The following is a 14,984-nucleotide window of genomic DNA, read 5'->3' on the forward strand; positions in this document are numbered from 1 at the left end:
GCGAGAAACCGGTTACTGTCTACTACGACACGGCCGCTCGCGGCGCTTTGGCCACTGCGGTGACGATCGAGGGTCCTAGTGACATCATCAGCCCAGATCCTGGTCACCCTCGCTTCCCGCCCGCAACGACGCATCGGAGCAGCAATCATGATCATCGACTCCCATCTCCCTGCCTCGAGCGATCGCGGCGAGAAGATCTTCCGCCTCAGCACCGTGCTGGCAAGGCACAATGCCGAGGCCGTACGCCTCACGAGCGCAGCATCGCTCGCTTGGCTGCTCGACGGTGCGCGAACCGCGATTCCCACGGGCGGCCCGCCCGTTTTCTCCGCCCGCGTTGATCGCGATGGCACCGTCGTTGTTCGCGCCCCGAAGAATGAGGCGTTCCGTCTTGCGGAGGAAGAACTCAGCGCGTGCCGGATTGACGTTGTCGATTGGCACGCGCCGTTCGATGAAGTGGCAGGTGATGAGATCGCTGAGAGCAGGATTGATATTGAGCTGCGCGCCGCGCGGGCGCAGCTTCTGCCGGTCGAGCGCGATCGCTATCGCACACTGGGTCAGGACGCTGCCACGGCCATGACCCAGGCGCTCCTGACGGCCCGGCCCGCACACAGCGAACACGCGCTCGCTGCCGCCGTCGCCAGCGCGATGTACGAGCGCGCCATCGAGCCCGCTGTCGTTCTCGTCGCAGGCGAATCGCGATCCGGCGTCCAACACCCGCTCCCCACGGCGGCCCCGCTCGGCCGACGCGCCATGGCCGTTGCCACAGCTAGGCGACATGGCCTACACCTGAGCCTCTCCCGCTGGGTGGGGGTCGGCGGGACCGCACCGGACGCGGCAATCTATGAGGTCGAGGCGGATGCGTGGGAGGCCAGCCGCCCCGGCCGCCGTCTCGGTGACGTCCTCACAGACATCGGCATTTCATATGCGCGCAACGGTATGGATCCGGACGGCGCATCCGGTTGGCGACTGCACCACCAGGGCGGCCCCACCGGATATGCGGGACGCGACCCGAAGGCCACACCGTCTTCCGCCGACATCGTCGTGAATGGCGGGGCGTTCGCCTGGAACCCCTGGGTCCCTGGCGCCAAAGTGGAAGACACCGTTGTCATCGACGGTGGCCATGTCGACATCCTCAGCACGGACCCGGCGTGGCCGACGATCGCCGTGCGCGGACGCCATCGTCCCGCCATGCTCGATCTGTCCTAACGCTCTCCGCGCTTGACATCTCCCCCCGCTGACGCCCACAATCGACCCATCTGAGAAACCGCTTTCTCATCTCAACGAGGAGACCCATGACCCGCCTGCGGTACGCCATCATCGGCACAGGCTCACGCGCCCAGATGTACCTCGACGCCATCGCCACAACGCACGCCGACGTGGCGGAGCTCGTTGCCTGGAGCGACACGAACCCCGGCCGTCTCGACTGGTCACGTGCCCAGCATCCCGGGCTCGGCACACCGGCGCGATTCGACACAGACGACATCGCGGGCGCCGTCCGCGCCCACGCGATCGACAGGGTTATCGTCACCACGCCCGACGTCACCCACGCGCACTATGTCGTTGCCGCGCTCGAGGCCGGGGCCGACGCGATCGTGGAAAAACCGCTCACAACCACGGCGGACGGGCTGCGGTCGATCGCAGACGCAGCCGAGCGAACCGGCCGATCGGTCACCGTCACCTTCAACTACCGCTACTCGCCCCGCAACGCCGCACTGAAAAACATCGTGGCTTCTGGGGAAATCGGCGAGGTCACCAGCGTCGACTTCTCGTGGATGCTCGACACGTCACACGGAGCCGATTACTTCCGCCGTTGGCACCGCGACAAGAGCACTTCCGGCGGGCTTCTCATCCACAAATCCAGTCATCACTTCGACCTCGTCGGCTGGTGGCTGGACGACGTTGCCTCGCGCGTTTTCGCCAGCGGAGGTCTGCGCTTCTACGGCGCCGACAACGCCGCCGCACGCGGCCTCGGTGAGCGCCCCGACCGCGGATCGGCCGATTCATCGCTCTCCGACCGCTTCACACTGGACATGCGTAACGACGACAAGCTGCGTGGCCTGTACCTCGATCAGGAACACCACGACGGCTACCTCCGCGACCGCGATGTGTTCTCGGGCGGCATCACGATCGAGGACAACCTCGCGCTCATCGTCGACTATGCGCGGGGGGCCACAATGTCGTACTCCCTCAATGCCCACTCACCGTGGGAGGGATACATCGTCGCGATCAACGGCACTCAGGGTCGCGCCGAACTCACTGTCGTCGAACGCGGCGCCACCCTCGCGGGCGATGGAAAAGACGTCGTCGTCGACCCCAGCGCGACTCCCGATGACGTGACCGCAACGGACACCCGCCCCGAGGGAGAACGCCTCGTCGTCCAGAAGCACTTCTCCCCCGCAGAAGAAATACCGATCCCTCGCGGCGAAGGCGGACACGGCGGCGGCGATGCGAAGTTGCTGCACGATGTCTTCGTCGGTACCCGCCCCGATCCTCTGGGATTCCGGGCAGACTGGTCGGACGGCGCCCGCAGCGTCGTCGTCGGCCTCGCCGGAAACCGCTCGCTGGCCGACCGCGTCCCGGTAACCATCACCGAGCTGAACATCGGCCCCGCGACAAAAGCCCTCTCCCCGGCAGAGCCATCATGACCCGCGTTGCCGTCACCGGAGGAGCCGGTCGCCTCGGAGCAAGCGTCATCGATCGTCTGATCTATCACGGCTATGACGTCGTCTCCTTCGACAGAGTCACGTCCGACCGGGTTCGGAGCCGGCAGGTAACCGTCGATCTGCTCGATGAACACGCTACCCAGGCGGCGTTCGCCGCCGAACGGCCCGATGCCGTTGTGCACCTCGCGGCGATCGCCGTGCCCGGTCAGCTCCCGGATCCCGAGATGTACCGCATCAACACACAGCTCGTGTGGTCGGTTCTCGAAGCGACCACAGCGTGCGGCGCCAACAGGATGCTCCTCGCATCGAGCCCGACGGTGCTCGGCTATCACGCACCGGCCGGATGGACCCCCGACTACCTTCCCCTGGACGAGGATCACCCCGTCGCCCCCTGGAACGGCTATTCCACGTCGAAGGTGGCCATGGAAGGCATCGTCCGAATGGCCGTTCGGCGCGGCGATGCCCTGCGCCTCGGCATCTTCCGCCCCTGCTACGTGATTGCCCCCGAAGAATGGGAGGGGGCTCCCACACAGCAGGGCCACACGGTGAACGAACGCCTGGCCAACCCGCTGCTGTCCGCTGTCGCCCTGTTCAACTACGTCGATGCTCGTGACGCGGGAGACTTCGTTGCGACGTGGATCACCAAAGCGCACGAGATCCCCAACGGCGAGACCTTCTTCGTTGGCGCGCCGGATGCTCTCGCCACACAGTCAACGGCCGACGCAATTCGCGCTCATCTCCCGGCTTTCGCCGAGCACGCGGACAGCATCACGGCGCACCAATCGATGTTCTCGAGCGAACGCGCCGAGCGCTTGCTCGGTTGGCGAGCCTCGCGCCTGTGGCGCGACAACGTCCGTGAACCTGACACAACGCCCGAACCACAGGAGGCTCTCCGATGACAACGCTGAACATCCCCGATCGCGTCCTGTTCTTCCCCGTCACAGCGTTCGACGCACATGATCGCGTCGACGAGGACCTCGTGGGCGCTCCACAAGAGGGCCTCATCGCCTACGTCGAACAGATCGCCGCGGCAACAGATCTCCCCCTCGTCGTCTACCACCGTGCCAACGCCCAGTTCACGCCATCGTCGATCGCCCGGCTGCTCCAAAATCCCCAGATCGCCGGTGTCAAAGACGGCGCGCCCCTCATCGATCCGTCCCCCGAGCAGATCAACCGCCTCGCTGCCATCATCGCGCACGGAGAAGAGCTCGCGGGATGACCACGATCTCCTCACTCGCGACCCGCCTCGTGCAGATCCCCCTTGCGCGGCCATGGGGTGAGGACGTCCGGGACCTGCACGTGATCGCCACTACGGTCATCGGCCGCGAGGCTCACCCGTCGATCTGGCGTAGCGTGTCGGAGCACCTGCACGAGGCCGACGGGCGTCGCCGTGAGCTGGGCACAACACCATGGAGGTCCGTGGCCCGCCACAACAAGTCAGCACACATCCGTTGGTGCCACCGCCGTGCGCCGTTTCCTGCGCCCCGTCGCCTACCAGGAAGCACCGGAACGCCTTCTCCCCGCTGAGCTGCGCGAATCGAACCCCCTGAACATTCCCCGTCGCGTCGACGGAGCACTCGTCCTCCCGGAGTGAGGAGGGCCGGCTTCTCCGGTAGCCGAGCACCGCGCGGGTGTGTCTGTTCGTGGGAGATGTCACAAGCTCGGCCTGCGCCGTCAGCGAACAATTGACAGACACACCCGCGCTCTCCCGCCCTACCCTGGAGGTATGGCGAAAGCAGTGCAGTACACCCAGCTCGGAGGGCCGGAGGTCCTCACCGTCAATGAGATCCCCGAGCAGCAGCCGGGCCCAGGGAAAATCGCCGTGCGCATCGAAGCAGCCGGCGTCAACCCGATCGACCAGAAGCTGCGAGAGGGGATCCGTGCGGCTCCACCGTTTACCTCGCCGCGAGGAACAGGGCTGGACGGAGCGGGAACCGTCACCGCGGTCGGCGACGACGTCGACGGGTTCCGCGCCGGCGACCCCGTTGCCTTCACGGGAACCCTCGGAACCTACGCAACCGATATCGTCATCTCGGCGTCCAAGGCTGCCGTGCGGCCCGCCGGTGTCTCGGCAGCGCAGGGCGCAGCGCTCGGCATCCCCGCAGGAACCGCCTACCAGGCTCTGAAGTCGCTCGGCGTTCGCGAGGACGACACCCTCCTCATCCACGGCGGATCCGGGTCCGTCGGTCAGGCCGCCATCCAGTTCGGCGTCCTCTTCGGCGCGCGCGTGATTGCAACAACGAGCGACGCCCGCGCTGACCGTGTGAGCAACCTCGGCGCCGAACCCGTGCGCTACGGAGACGGGCTCACGGGGCGCGTGCTCGAGATGGCGCCGGATGGTGTGACGGCGATCCTGGATTGCGCCGGAGCAGATGGCGTTCTCGAAGCATCGGTCGAGTTGCTGGACGACAGCAGCCGCATCGCGACGATCGTGCTCGGAGCTCAGGCCGATGAGATGGGACTGCGCGCCTTCGCTGGTGGTTCGGCCACGCCGTTGACCGAGCAGCAGAACGCGTGGCGCTCCGAGGCTCTGCCCGTTTCTCTCGCGCTCATCGCCGCGGGTTACTTCGACGTCGAGCTTGGCGACGCTTTCCCCCTCGACCGCGCCGCCGAGGCCCAGGAAGCCACCGCGAAGGGCGCGGCAGGAAAGCTCCTCATCCTCCCCAATTCATGATTTCTGGCACTTTTCGGCCCCGGTCCGGGGCCGAAAAGTGCCAGAAATCATGAAATGACGCGGCGCGCTCAGCCGACGCGAACGTCGACGATACGGGGATCGGCGGCCGTCACCTCATGCACCTCTCCCGTGATCACGAGGCGTGCACGCGGGGTTGCGATGCCCGGAAGAACAACCCGCACGGCCTCGCGCTCATTGTGAATGACCCCGCCCGTTGCGGCGTCAGCGTCAGGCTCCGCCGCGTTGGCAGCGGCATGCGAAGCAGCCCACACCTCGACGTCCCCAGGTTCAACGATCCGCACCATCCGCCGGTCGCTGAACGCAAAACGCTGTGTTGGCACCGAGAGGGTCACACGCCGAGACTCCCCCGCAGCGAGCGCGACCCGCGCATAGCCAAGCAATTGGGCAACGGGGCGTGTCACGGATGCCACGGTGTCGCGCCCATAGAGCTGTACCGTCTCCACGCCATCCACGTTCGAGGTATTGGTGACTGTGAGGCTTGCCGTGAACGAATCTCCTGCGCGAACAGACGACGTCACATCCAGCTCCGAATAGGCGAACGACGCGTACGACAGCCCAAATCCGAACGGTCGCACGGAGGTCGGGTCAGCCGATGTAACGCTTGATGCACCACCGAGCGTTGGCCGCAGGTACCCGTACGGCTGCGCGCCCGCCGAGCGAGGAAGGCTTACGGGAAGGCGTCCCGAGAAAACGGCATTTCCGGACAGCAGCCGGGCCACGGCGGAGGCCCCTTCCTCGCCGGGAAAGAACGCCTGCACGACGGCGGCCGGCCGGTGGGAGCCATCGTCAAGCGCCCAACCGATCGCGTAGGGGCGCCCCGTCAGGGTGACCATCACGGTCGGGGTCCCCGTGGCGACGACCCTCTCGATGAGTTCCCGCTGAACGCCAGGGAGGTCCAGAGATTCGACGTCGTTGCCTTCGCCAACGGTTCCTCGTCCGAAAAGACCGGCGAGGTCCCCGACGACGACGATCGCGATGTCGGCCGCCGCCGCGACGTTCTCCGCCTCGGCGAACCCGGTTCGGTCGTCACCTTCGACATCGCAGCCCCTCGCGGTCACCACCTCTGCGGCGGGCAGCTCCGTGCGGATGGCGTCAGCGACGGTCGGCATATCGATTCCGAGAGGAACTCCCGGATGATGCGCGAGCACGTGGTTCGCAAAGGAATAGCACCCCTGCAGCGCCGCCGTGCTGTCGGCGTTCGGCCCGATCACGGCAACACGCGAGACAGGCTGGGCGATCGGAAGCGTGCCGTCGTTGCTGAGGAGGATTACCGATTCTTCTGCGAGGCGGCGAGCGATGTCGCGTTGGTGCGGTGTATCCAGGTCAATCACCGATGGCGAATCCTCTGTAAAGGCGTCGGGCTCGAGCAGCCCCAGTTCTTCCTTCTGTCCGAGTATTCGAGCGACGGCACGATCGATGTAGGCCTCGTCGAGGTCGCCGGAACGGACCCGGGCGATGAGCGGTTCGAGGTAGGCGTCTCCGCTGGGGAGTTCGACGTCGATGCCCGCTTCGAGCGCCGTCTGTGCTGCCTCGCCTCGGTCTGCGGCAACCTGATGCATCACTTCGAGGAAGGCGACCGCAAAGTAATCAGCAACGACAACGCCATCGAAACCGAGCTGGTCGCGCAGGAGTGTCGTGAGCAGCTCTCGGTTCGCTGCAACGGGTACGCCGTCGATCTCCGCGTAACTGTTCATCACGCTCTTCGCGCCGCCGTCACGGATAGCCATCTCGAACGGCGGCAGATAGACGTCAGCGATTTCACGGGGACCGGCGTGGACCGGCGCATGGTTTCGCCCCGATGCCGAAGCGGAGTAGCCGAGGAAGTGTTTCAGAGTGGCGTGCACGCCTTCCGATTGAAGGCCACGCACGAAGGATGTTCCGATGGTTCCGACCAGGTAGGGATCTTCTGCGATGCACTCGTCGACCCGGCCCCACCGGGGGTCGGTAATGACGTCCATCACGGGAGCGAGTCCCTGGTGCACGCCGAGCTCGCGCATCGACGCTCCGATCGTTGTCGCCATCTCTTCGACGAGTTCCGGGTCGAACGATGCGCCCCAGGCGAGCGGCGTCGGAAAGGACGCTGCCTTCCACGCGGCGAGGCCGGTTAGACACTCTTCGTGCACGAGAGCGGGTATTCCTGCGCGCGTTTCGGCGACGAGACGTCGCTGCTCCTGACGCAACCAGGCAGCGCGTGCGGCTGGCTCGACGGGGCGCGTGCCGAAAACGCGGGTGAAGTGGCCAATGCCGTGTCGGGTGAACTGCGCGAGCGGTGCCGCGTCGTCCGCGGCCATCTCGTCCTGCATGGGGGCGACAACGCTGCCGCCCTGGTCGATCCAGTAGCCCACCAGTTGCGCGACCTTCTCCTCCAGTGTCATGTCCGCCAGCAGCGTGCTGACGCGCGCGCTCATCACGGGCATGGCCGGGACCGTCGTTCGTACCATTGATAGCTCCTGAGTATTCGTGCCGGTCATCCCTTGATCGCTCCCGTCAGGCCGCCAACGATTCGGCGTTCGAAGAGGCTGAAGAAGATCAGTGCGGGGACCATTGACAGCGAGGTGTATGCCAGCACACGGGCGGTGTCGACCGAGTACTGCGAGGCGAAGTTCTGCACGCCGAGAGGAAGCGTGAAGAGGTTTTCGTCCGTGAGGATGAACAGGGGAAGCATGTAGGAGTTCCAGGAGGTGACGAAGGTCAAAATCCCCACCGTCACAACGCCGGGGAGGCTGAGCGGAATCACCATGCGCCAGAAGAATCCCAGGCGGCTGGCGCCGTCGATCGACGCGGCTTCCTCCAGCTCCCGCGGAATAGCGCGGAGGAACGGGACGAGGATGATGATGGTCGTCGGCAGAGCGAAAGCGATCTGCGGCAAAATGATGCCGCCGAGGTTGTTCACCAGCCCCAAGTTACGGACCAGCAGATACAACGGTGTAATCGCAACGGTGACGGGAAACATCAAACCCGCCGCGAAGAGCGAGTACATGGCACCCTTGCCGACGAAGTCGTATCGGGCGATGACGTAGCTCGCCATCACACCGAGGATCACGGTGCCGGCCGTTGTGCCACCCGATGCCAGTGTGGAGTTCCACATCGCCACCCAGAACTGGCTGCTTCCGAGGACGTCGACGTAGTTTCCGAGCACCCAGGGCGAGGGGAAACCGGACGGGTCGGCCGTGATTTGAGAGTTGCTCCGAAAACCACCGAGAATGATGTACAGCACCGGGCCGATGCACACGGCCACGAGGACCGTGGCGGCGAGATAGGTCCATGACCTGCTCGCGTTGCGGCGCATGCCGACGGGTTTCGCGCTCACTCCAACGGCGCGAATAGCTACCTGCGTTTGTGTCATCGCTTTGTCCTTCCGCTTGCGCCCGTCAGCGCACCGGCGGTATCGCGTCGAAGCACGAAGCGCTGGTAGATCAGGGCAACCGTCAGCGAAATCAGGAAGAGCACAACGGCGACGGCATTACCGAATCCGTAGTTCCCCGCAAGATGCCCGTTGAGGTACATATAGGTCGCCATGGTGGACGTGCCGGCTGTCGCGGCGACGTACTGCCCCCAAATGATGTTGACGAGGTCGAAGAGCTGCAGCGAACCGATGACGGAGAGGAACGCCCAGATGCGAATCGTTGGTCCCAGCAAGGGCAGCGTCACGTACCACTGGGTCTTCCAGAATCCCGCTCCGTCCAGCGCGGCCGCCTCATAGAGCTCTTCCGGAACCGACTGCAACCCGGCCAGCATGAGGATCACCGCGAAGCCGATGTACTTCCACGAGATGATGACGATCAGCGTCGTCATCGCGATATTCGGGTCGGCGATCCATGACTGGGTCGCCGCTTCGAGGCCGATCTTGCTCAGCAGGGAGTTGACCGCTCCCGCGTCTTGCAGCATGAGCGTCCACCCGGTGCCGACGACGACCTCTGAGATGACATAGGGGACGAAGATCAGGACACGAATGATCGTTCGTCCGCGCAGCTTCTGGTTGAGAAGGAGGGCGAAAAGGATCGCCAATGGCCCCTGGATGATCAGCGACGCGAAGACGATGAAGAAGTTGTTGCCGACGGCGTCTCGGAACCGGGAATCCTGCAGGATCTGCACATAGTTGTCGAGCCCGATGAATTCCGTCGGAGCACCGAAACCGTTCCAGCGGAAAAAGCCGTAGAACGCGGCCATGGCGACCGGGAAGATGACAAAGGCGACGAACACGACCATTGCGGGGCCCGCGAGCAGAGCGATTTCGCCCCGTTTACGCCACGTGTCTGGGGAGGTCCGCGCTCGGCGGGCCCCGCGTGCGGGGGTCGGCGCGGACGCACGACCCCCGGCACGCTTCTCATGAATGAGAGTGGACGACATAGGAGGAATTAGCCTCTCGCGGCCGCAGCCGTAACGGTGTCGACGAGATCGTCGGGTGATCCGTTGCCGCTGAGCATCTCGATAACAGCGGTGTTGAGGGCATTGCCCACGTTCTGACCGAGCATCGTGTCGAGCCAGACGACCACATATGCAGAGTCGTTGTACGCAGCCATCAACGGCTGAAGGACGGGCTCGTCAACAGCAGCCTGAGCCGATGGCGCCGCGGGAATCGTCTGGTACGCCTCGGCGTAGCGCTCCTGCCATTCGGTGGACGCGATGAAGTTCAGAAACTCCTCGCAGGCAGGAGGAGAAGTGGCGGAACAGGAGTATCCGTCGACGCCGCCCATCATTGCGCTTGGATCGCCTTGTCCGCCGTCGACGGCGGGGAAGGGGAACCAGTTCAGGTCGGCAAGCGGCTGCTCATCCGGGGTCAACGACGCAATCACGCCGACGTTCCATCCGCCCATGAGCTCCATCGCGGCCTGGTGATTTGCGAGAAGCCCTGCTGAGGACCCTGCTCCCTGCTGAGCGGAGGTGGTGAGGAAGCCCCGGTTGAAGGGCTCCGCGTCAGCAAACGCCTGCATGCTCTCGCCCGCGGCAAGCCAGCAGGGGTCCGAGAAGTCCTGCGATGTCGCGATGTCACCGATGACGTCCTGGCTGCACTCACGCAGCGCGAAGAAGTAGTACCAGTGCGCCGCTGGCCACGCATCCTGTGCGCCGAGGGCGATCGGCGAGACGCCCGTCTCCTCGATTGCCGCGGCTGCTTCCAGCAGCTCGTCGATCGTCTCGGGTTCCTCGTCGATTCCGGCGGCGGCGAAGAGATCCTCGCTGTAGAAGATCCCGCCGGGGAGAACAGCGACGGGGAGTCCGTAGATGGCCCCATCGATGGTGAAGGCGTCAAAGACGCCGTCGCCGTAGTCGGCGCGAACATCGCTATCGATCAGATCGGAGAGATCTTTGACAGCTCCGGCGGAGACCACATCGGCCAGTTTGCCGCCACCGCGTGCCATGAACAGATCGGGCATGTCTCCCGAGTTGACGGCGGTCTGCAGGCGACCGTCCATATCTTCGTTCTGGATCGACTGAACGTTGATGGTGACGCCGGTTTCCTCCGCGAATGCTGCGGTGGCGTCATCCCAGTACTGCTTGCCGGGTCCGGTCGTTGAATTGTGCCAGAGCTGCATCGTGTCGTCCGGTTCCGAGGAACCGGCGCAACCGGCCAGAACGAGAGCGGCGGCGGCAACCGCGGCTCCCGTCGCAAGAATTCGTCGTCGTGTGTGCATGGCGTTTCTCCTCGTTGAGTGCTGTTCGCCCGGGCCGGATGACGGGTATCGCCCGGCTCGATGGATATGTTGCCACTCCCGACAAGTCAATGTCAATCGTTATCGATAACGTTTTCTATCCCGATGCCACCGCCCGTGTTCGACTACCGTTGAGACATGAGCATCACCGCCGGACCCGCGAAAACGGGGCGCACGACCATCACCGACGTCGCTCGCGCGGCCGGAGTCTCCGTGGCGACGGTGTCGAAGGTCATCAACGGCCGCGATGGAATCGCGGTCGCGACAAGCGCGCGCGTGATGCAGGTTGTCGACAAGCTCGGCTACGAGCGCTCCCTCGTCGCCACGTCACTGCGCCAGAGCAAGACGAACGTCATCGGCGTCCTCGTTGCCGAGTTCGAGCCGTTCGCCCTCCAATTGCTCCAGGGGATCTCCGACGCGCTCAGCGACACGCAGTACGACGTGCTCGTCTACGCCGGGGCGGTATCGGTCGGCAACCATCGGGGGTGGGAGAACCGATCGCTCTCGCGGTTGGGCGGAACCCTGATCGACGCGGCTATTCTCGTCACCCCCACGCTTGCGTCGCCCGATGCGTCGATCCCGCTCGTTGCCATCGACCCGCACACGGGCTCCGGCGGCCCGGCAACGATCGACGGCGACAACCTCTCCGGTGCTCGCGCAGCCACCGAACACCTCATCTCGCTCGGCCACACGCGCGTTGGCCATTTGCGCGGGCGTGACGACCTCGAATCCGCGCACGTGCGAGAGCGCGGATATCGCGAGGCGATGCACGATGCCGGCCTCCCGATTCCCCCGACGTTCGTCACAACGGGCGGGTACCGTGCCGACGACGCCAACAGCGGCGCCGTCGCCCTCCTTGACGCTGAGGTTCGCCCCACTGCGGTCTTCGCGGCCAACGACGTCTCGGCGATCGAGCTGATCCGCGTGGCGCACGAACGGGGTCTGCGCGTTCCCGAGGACCTTTCCATCGTCGGATTCGACGATATTCCTGATGCCGCGAGCGCATCGCCTGCCCTCACCACCGTGCGGCAACCGCTTCGCGAGATGGGCGCAGCCGCCGTCGAGGCCATCATCGAAATGCTGCAGGGGAAGGACACTTCCGCGCACATGCGCCTGCCGACCCGGCTTGTTGTGCGAGCATCGACAGCCCCGCCCGCGTGACACAATGCGTCACGCGCGTTGGGGATCGTCCGACTCCCCGCGCCACAATAGCCGCATGACGAACGCCGACGGCCACGCATTCGCGACGACGCAGCTACACGTGGGCTATACGCCCGGCACCCCCCACAACGTTGTCGTCCCGCCGATCTACCAGTCGTCGGCGTACCAGTTCCCGTCCCTCGCCGACGCACGAGAGCTCTTCGCTCTGCGCAAGCAGGGGAATATCTACAGCCGAAACGGCAACCCAACTCAGGCGGTTTTCGAACAGCGCATCGCGGCGCTAGAGGGCGGGGTCGCCGCGGCGGCGACAGGATCCGGGCAGGCCGCGACAACCGTGGCAACGGCAGCGCTCGCTGGCCCCGGAGGTCACATCGTGGCCTCCAGCTCGCTGTATGGCGGAACGATCGACCTCTTCGACGACACCTTCCGTGATTTCGGCATCGAGGTCACCTTCGTCGACCAAAACAATCACGACGAATGGCGATCCGCCGTTCGCCCGGAGACGCGCCTGTTCTTCGCGGAGACGGTGACAAACCCCGTCGCACAGGTTCTCGATGTTTCGGCGATCGCAGCGATCGCCCACGACGCCGGTGTCCCCCTCGTGATCGACAACACCGTCGCCACGCCGTATCTCATCCGCCCGAAGGACCACGGAGCCGACATCGTTGTCCACTCGGCGACGAAGTTCATCGGGGGGCACGGCAGCTCGCTCGGCGGCGTCGTTGTCGACCTGGGAACATTCGATTTCGCGGCCGAGCCAGAAAAATGGCCCGGGCTCTTCGTTCCGCACTGGCGCTTCGGTGATGTCGCGCTGTGGGAGGCATTCGGGCGCGAGGGCGCCTTCACGACCCTGCTCAAGAGCAAGTTCATCGCGGACCTCGGCCCGGCGCTCAGCCCGTTCAACGCCTTCCAGCTGATCGAGGGTCTCGAAACACTGGAGCTGCGCGTGTCACGCCACGTCGCGTCGGCTCGCGAGGTCGCGGTGTTCCTCGACAGCCACCCCGCCGTCGAGGTGGTGCATTTTCCGGGGCTTCCCCACAACCCGTATTTCGACGCGGGCGAGCGCCTGTACCCGAAGGGCATTCCCTCGGTCTACGCCTTCGAGCTCTCGCAACCGGCCGGCACGGGCGACGAAGATGCTTTCGCGCATGCCGCACGATTCATCGACGCGCTCCAGACCGTCAAGCTGGTCGCCAACATCGGCGATGCGCGCTCGCTGATCTGTCATCCCGCGTCAATGACGCACAACCACATGACGCCGGAGCAGCTTGTCGCCGCCGGGATGAATTGGTCGACGATCCGCCTCTCGGTGGGGCTGGAGGATCCCGCCGACATCATCGCCGACCTGCGGCAGGCCCTCGACGCCCTGTGACCTCTCGAGCCGCGCCAGCGAACCGGCGCCGCCCGGTAAATGCCCAACGGCCCCGAGGGGAGCACTCCCCCGGGGCCGTTCACAGCAGGAATAACGCTATGGGGGCGGTTCTGTCAGATCGCTGAACAGACCGGAAACCGAAGCGACATATTGCTCGACGCTTCCACTTTTCTCACAGCATTCAGATGGAGAGCGTCGAGCATTTTGCTCACTCCACCGAGCTAAGCAAGGGGATCGGCAAGCAGGGTGTCGAACGCCGCCTCCGCTGCGCCGATCAGGATCCGCTTATCCCCGAGCTGCGCGGAACGGACCTCGCTCTGACTCCCGGGCGCGTCGAGCGCACTTTCGCGCACAAGCCGCTCGAATTCTTCCGCGTCACGCTCGCGCAGCATCGCGAGAAAACCCCCGAGAACGATTCGGCGCGGATTGAGGACGTTGATGGCGTTCGCGAGCGTCGATGCGAGGATGCGGCGCTGTCTGTCGACCTCGGCCCGCACCGCGGGATCATCCGACGCGGCCAGTGAGGTCGCCAGTAGCGCATCATCCGCAACCGCGATGCCCAGCACCTCGAGCAATCGTGATCTGCTGACTTCGTCTTCCAGAACGCCGTGGTCAGTACGGCGGTCACCACCTGCGATGCTGGGCCGGTTCTGGCCCCATTCCCCCGCATAGCCGTCTGCGCCGCCGATGAGACGCCCGCCGAGAACAATTCCGCCGCCGATACCCGAGGCTCCTCCGTTGAGGTAAACGGCATCAGCGACGTCGTGCGCCGAGCCGAAAAGGTGTTCCGCCCGTGCACCGAGAGATGCATCATTGCCGACAGAAACGCTCAGTCCTGTGCGCGCGCTCAGCATCGTGCCAAGGTCCTCGTCTTCCCATCCGAGGTGGGGCGCGAGCCGGATGAGGCCGTCCTGTGATCGCACCAGCCCGGGGACCGCGACACCCAGCCCCACGATGCGCACAGCGGACAGCGCGCCCGCGCGCCAGAGGGCGAGCTGCTCGGCGACCTTCTCGGCCACAGCCTGCGTCGTCCGGACCGGCCCGAAGCGCACGTACTCGCGCAGTTCCGCCCCGAAACCAACGGCCGCGATCTCGAGCGCATCGACCTCCGGGAGGACGGCGATCGCGACGACATCCGGGCTCGCGGAGACAACGGGCGACGGCCGGCCGACGCGACGCGTCTGATTCGGTTCGCCCTCATTCACGAGGCCATCTTCCGCCAGTGCCTGGACGAGGTCCGCAACCGTCGACCGGTTCAGCCCCGTCCCCGCCGTGAGCTCAGCACGCGATGTCGGCCCATCGTGGTGAACGCGGCGCAACACCTCTCCGAGGTTCGCGGCTCTGACCGCCTCGATCCCGCTGCGCGTCGCCATACTGCCCCTTTGTGCCTACTCGTGTTGTCGTGACAACGTTATACGCGCCGCGGCTTTCACCGCTCTTCG

The 14,984-nt window shown here is 65.3% G+C and carries 12 protein-coding genes and 1 pseudogene; 8 read left to right on the plus strand and 5 right to left on the minus strand.

Going from position 1 to position 14,984, the window contains the following annotated elements; translation table 11 throughout:
- The first annotated feature begins 78 nt into the window (after window positions 1–78).
- The 6 genes and pseudogenes from G6N81_RS04130 (at window position 79) to G6N81_RS04155 (ending at window position 5,337) form a co-directional block, all read left to right on the plus strand.
- Window positions 79–1,206, plus strand: a complete 1,128-nt coding sequence (locus tag G6N81_RS04130) for a M24 family metallopeptidase (protein WP_241245064.1) — start codon at window positions 79–81, stop codon at window positions 1,204–1,206.
- Window positions 1,207–1,292: 86 nt separating this feature from the next.
- Window positions 1,293–2,645 (plus strand): Gfo/Idh/MocA family protein, encoded by a 1,353-nt coding sequence (locus G6N81_RS04135; protein ID WP_165133486.1) that lies wholly within the window; start codon window positions 1,293–1,295, stop codon window positions 2,643–2,645.
- Window positions 2,642–3,562: an NAD-dependent epimerase/dehydratase family protein gene (locus G6N81_RS04140; protein ID WP_165133489.1), complete on the plus strand. Its 921-nt coding sequence runs from the start codon at window positions 2,642–2,644 to the stop codon at window positions 3,560–3,562. Before G6N81_RS04135 ends, G6N81_RS04140 begins: the two co-directional genes overlap by 4 nt.
- Window positions 3,559–3,882, plus strand: a complete 324-nt coding sequence (locus tag G6N81_RS04145; RefSeq protein ID WP_165133492.1) for a dihydrodipicolinate synthase family protein — start codon at window positions 3,559–3,561, stop codon at window positions 3,880–3,882. The genes G6N81_RS04140 and G6N81_RS04145 overlap by 4 nt, the downstream gene beginning before the upstream one ends.
- Before the next feature lie 156 nt (window positions 3,883–4,038).
- A pseudogene (locus G6N81_RS04150) lies at window positions 4,039–4,257 on the plus strand (aldehyde dehydrogenase (NADP(+))); the annotation flags it as partial.
- 132 nt (window positions 4,258–4,389) lie between these two features.
- Window positions 4,390–5,337 carry a quinone oxidoreductase family protein gene (locus G6N81_RS04155; protein ID WP_165133496.1) on the plus strand — a complete coding sequence of 316 codons (948 nt, stop codon included), beginning with the start codon at window positions 4,390–4,392 and terminating at the stop codon, window positions 5,335–5,337.
- Window positions 5,338–5,405: 68 nt separating this feature from the next.
- Here G6N81_RS04155 and G6N81_RS04160 read toward each other — a convergent pair whose 3' ends face one another.
- Genes G6N81_RS04160 through G6N81_RS04175 form a run of 4 tightly spaced genes read right to left on the minus strand, consistent with a single transcriptional unit; the run spans window position 5,406 to window position 10,991 of the window.
- Window positions 5,406–7,829: a beta-xylosidase/alpha-l-arabinosidase gene (locus G6N81_RS04160; protein ID WP_378731396.1), complete on the minus strand. Its 2,424-nt coding sequence runs from the start codon at window positions 7,827–7,829 to the stop codon at window positions 5,406–5,408.
- The gene (locus G6N81_RS04165) at window positions 7,826–8,647 is read right to left on the minus strand and encodes a carbohydrate ABC transporter permease (protein WP_241245111.1); all 822 of its coding nucleotides are present in this window, start codon (window positions 8,645–8,647) and stop codon (window positions 7,826–7,828) included. Before G6N81_RS04165 ends, G6N81_RS04160 begins: the two co-directional genes overlap by 4 nt.
- A gap of 53 nt (window positions 8,648–8,700) precedes the next feature.
- Window positions 8,701–9,708 (minus strand): carbohydrate ABC transporter permease, encoded by a 1,008-nt coding sequence (locus G6N81_RS04170; RefSeq protein ID WP_165133505.1) that lies wholly within the window; start codon window positions 9,706–9,708, stop codon window positions 8,701–8,703.
- A gap of 8 nt (window positions 9,709–9,716) precedes the next feature.
- A complete protein-coding gene (locus tag G6N81_RS04175) occupies window positions 9,717–10,991 on the minus strand; it encodes an extracellular solute-binding protein (RefSeq protein ID WP_165133508.1) in 1,275 nt (424 codons plus the stop codon).
- 156 nt (window positions 10,992–11,147) lie between these two features.
- Between G6N81_RS04175 and G6N81_RS04180 the strand changes: the two genes are divergently transcribed.
- Both G6N81_RS04180 and G6N81_RS04185 read left to right on the plus strand, forming a co-directional pair.
- Window positions 11,148–12,170 carry a LacI family DNA-binding transcriptional regulator gene (locus tag G6N81_RS04180; protein WP_165133511.1) on the plus strand — a complete coding sequence of 341 codons (1,023 nt, stop codon included), beginning with the start codon at window positions 11,148–11,150 and terminating at the stop codon, window positions 12,168–12,170.
- 55 nt (window positions 12,171–12,225) lie between these two features.
- Window positions 12,226–13,542, plus strand: a complete 1,317-nt coding sequence (locus G6N81_RS04185; protein WP_165133514.1) for an O-acetylhomoserine aminocarboxypropyltransferase/cysteine synthase family protein — start codon at window positions 12,226–12,228, stop codon at window positions 13,540–13,542.
- A 221-nt stretch (window positions 13,543–13,763) separates the two neighbouring features.
- Here the strand turns inward: G6N81_RS04185 and G6N81_RS04190 are convergent, their stop codons facing one another.
- Window positions 13,764–14,915: an ROK family protein gene (locus G6N81_RS04190; RefSeq protein WP_165133517.1), complete on the minus strand. Its 1,152-nt coding sequence runs from the start codon at window positions 14,913–14,915 to the stop codon at window positions 13,764–13,766.
- Window positions 14,916–14,984: the final 69 nt, after the last annotated feature.

Origin of the sequence: Microbacterium amylolyticum (genome assembly GCF_011046975.1) — a bacterium.
Classification (GTDB): Bacteria; Actinomycetota; Actinomycetes; order Actinomycetales; family Microbacteriaceae; genus Microbacterium; species Microbacterium amylolyticum.

Bases quoted from the DNA above. Each gene is read 5' to 3' on its own strand.
- G6N81_RS04135 (WP_165133486.1), top strand. From the start codon at position 1,293: ATGACCCGCCTGCGGTACGCCATCATCGGCACAGGCTCACGCGCCCAG.
- G6N81_RS04140 (WP_165133489.1), top strand. From the start codon at position 2,642: ATGACCCGCGTTGCCGTCACCGGAGGAGCCGGTCGCCTCGGAGCAAGC.
- G6N81_RS04145 (WP_165133492.1), top strand. From the start codon at position 3,559: ATGACAACGCTGAACATCCCCGATCGCGTCCTGTTCTTCCCCGTCACA.
- G6N81_RS04155 (WP_165133496.1), top strand. From the start codon at position 4,390: ATGGCGAAAGCAGTGCAGTACACCCAGCTCGGAGGGCCGGAGGTCCTC.
- G6N81_RS04160 (WP_378731396.1), bottom strand. From the start codon at position 7,829: ATGACCGGCACGAATACTCAGGAGCTATCAATGGTACGAACGACGGTC.
- G6N81_RS04165 (WP_241245111.1), bottom strand. From the start codon at position 8,647: ATGCGCCGCAACGCGAGCAGGTCATGGACCTATCTCGCCGCCACGGTC.
- G6N81_RS04170 (WP_165133505.1), bottom strand. From the start codon at position 9,708: ATGTCGTCCACTCTCATTCATGAGAAGCGTGCCGGGGGTCGTGCGTCC.
- G6N81_RS04175 (WP_165133508.1), bottom strand. From the start codon at position 10,991: ATGCACACACGACGACGAATTCTTGCGACGGGAGCCGCGGTTGCCGCC.
- G6N81_RS04180 (WP_165133511.1), top strand. From the start codon at position 11,148: ATGAGCATCACCGCCGGACCCGCGAAAACGGGGCGCACGACCATCACC.
- G6N81_RS04185 (WP_165133514.1), top strand. From the start codon at position 12,226: ATGACGAACGCCGACGGCCACGCATTCGCGACGACGCAGCTACACGTG.
- G6N81_RS04190 (WP_165133517.1), bottom strand. From the start codon at position 14,915: ATGGCGACGCGCAGCGGGATCGAGGCGGTCAGAGCCGCGAACCTCGGA.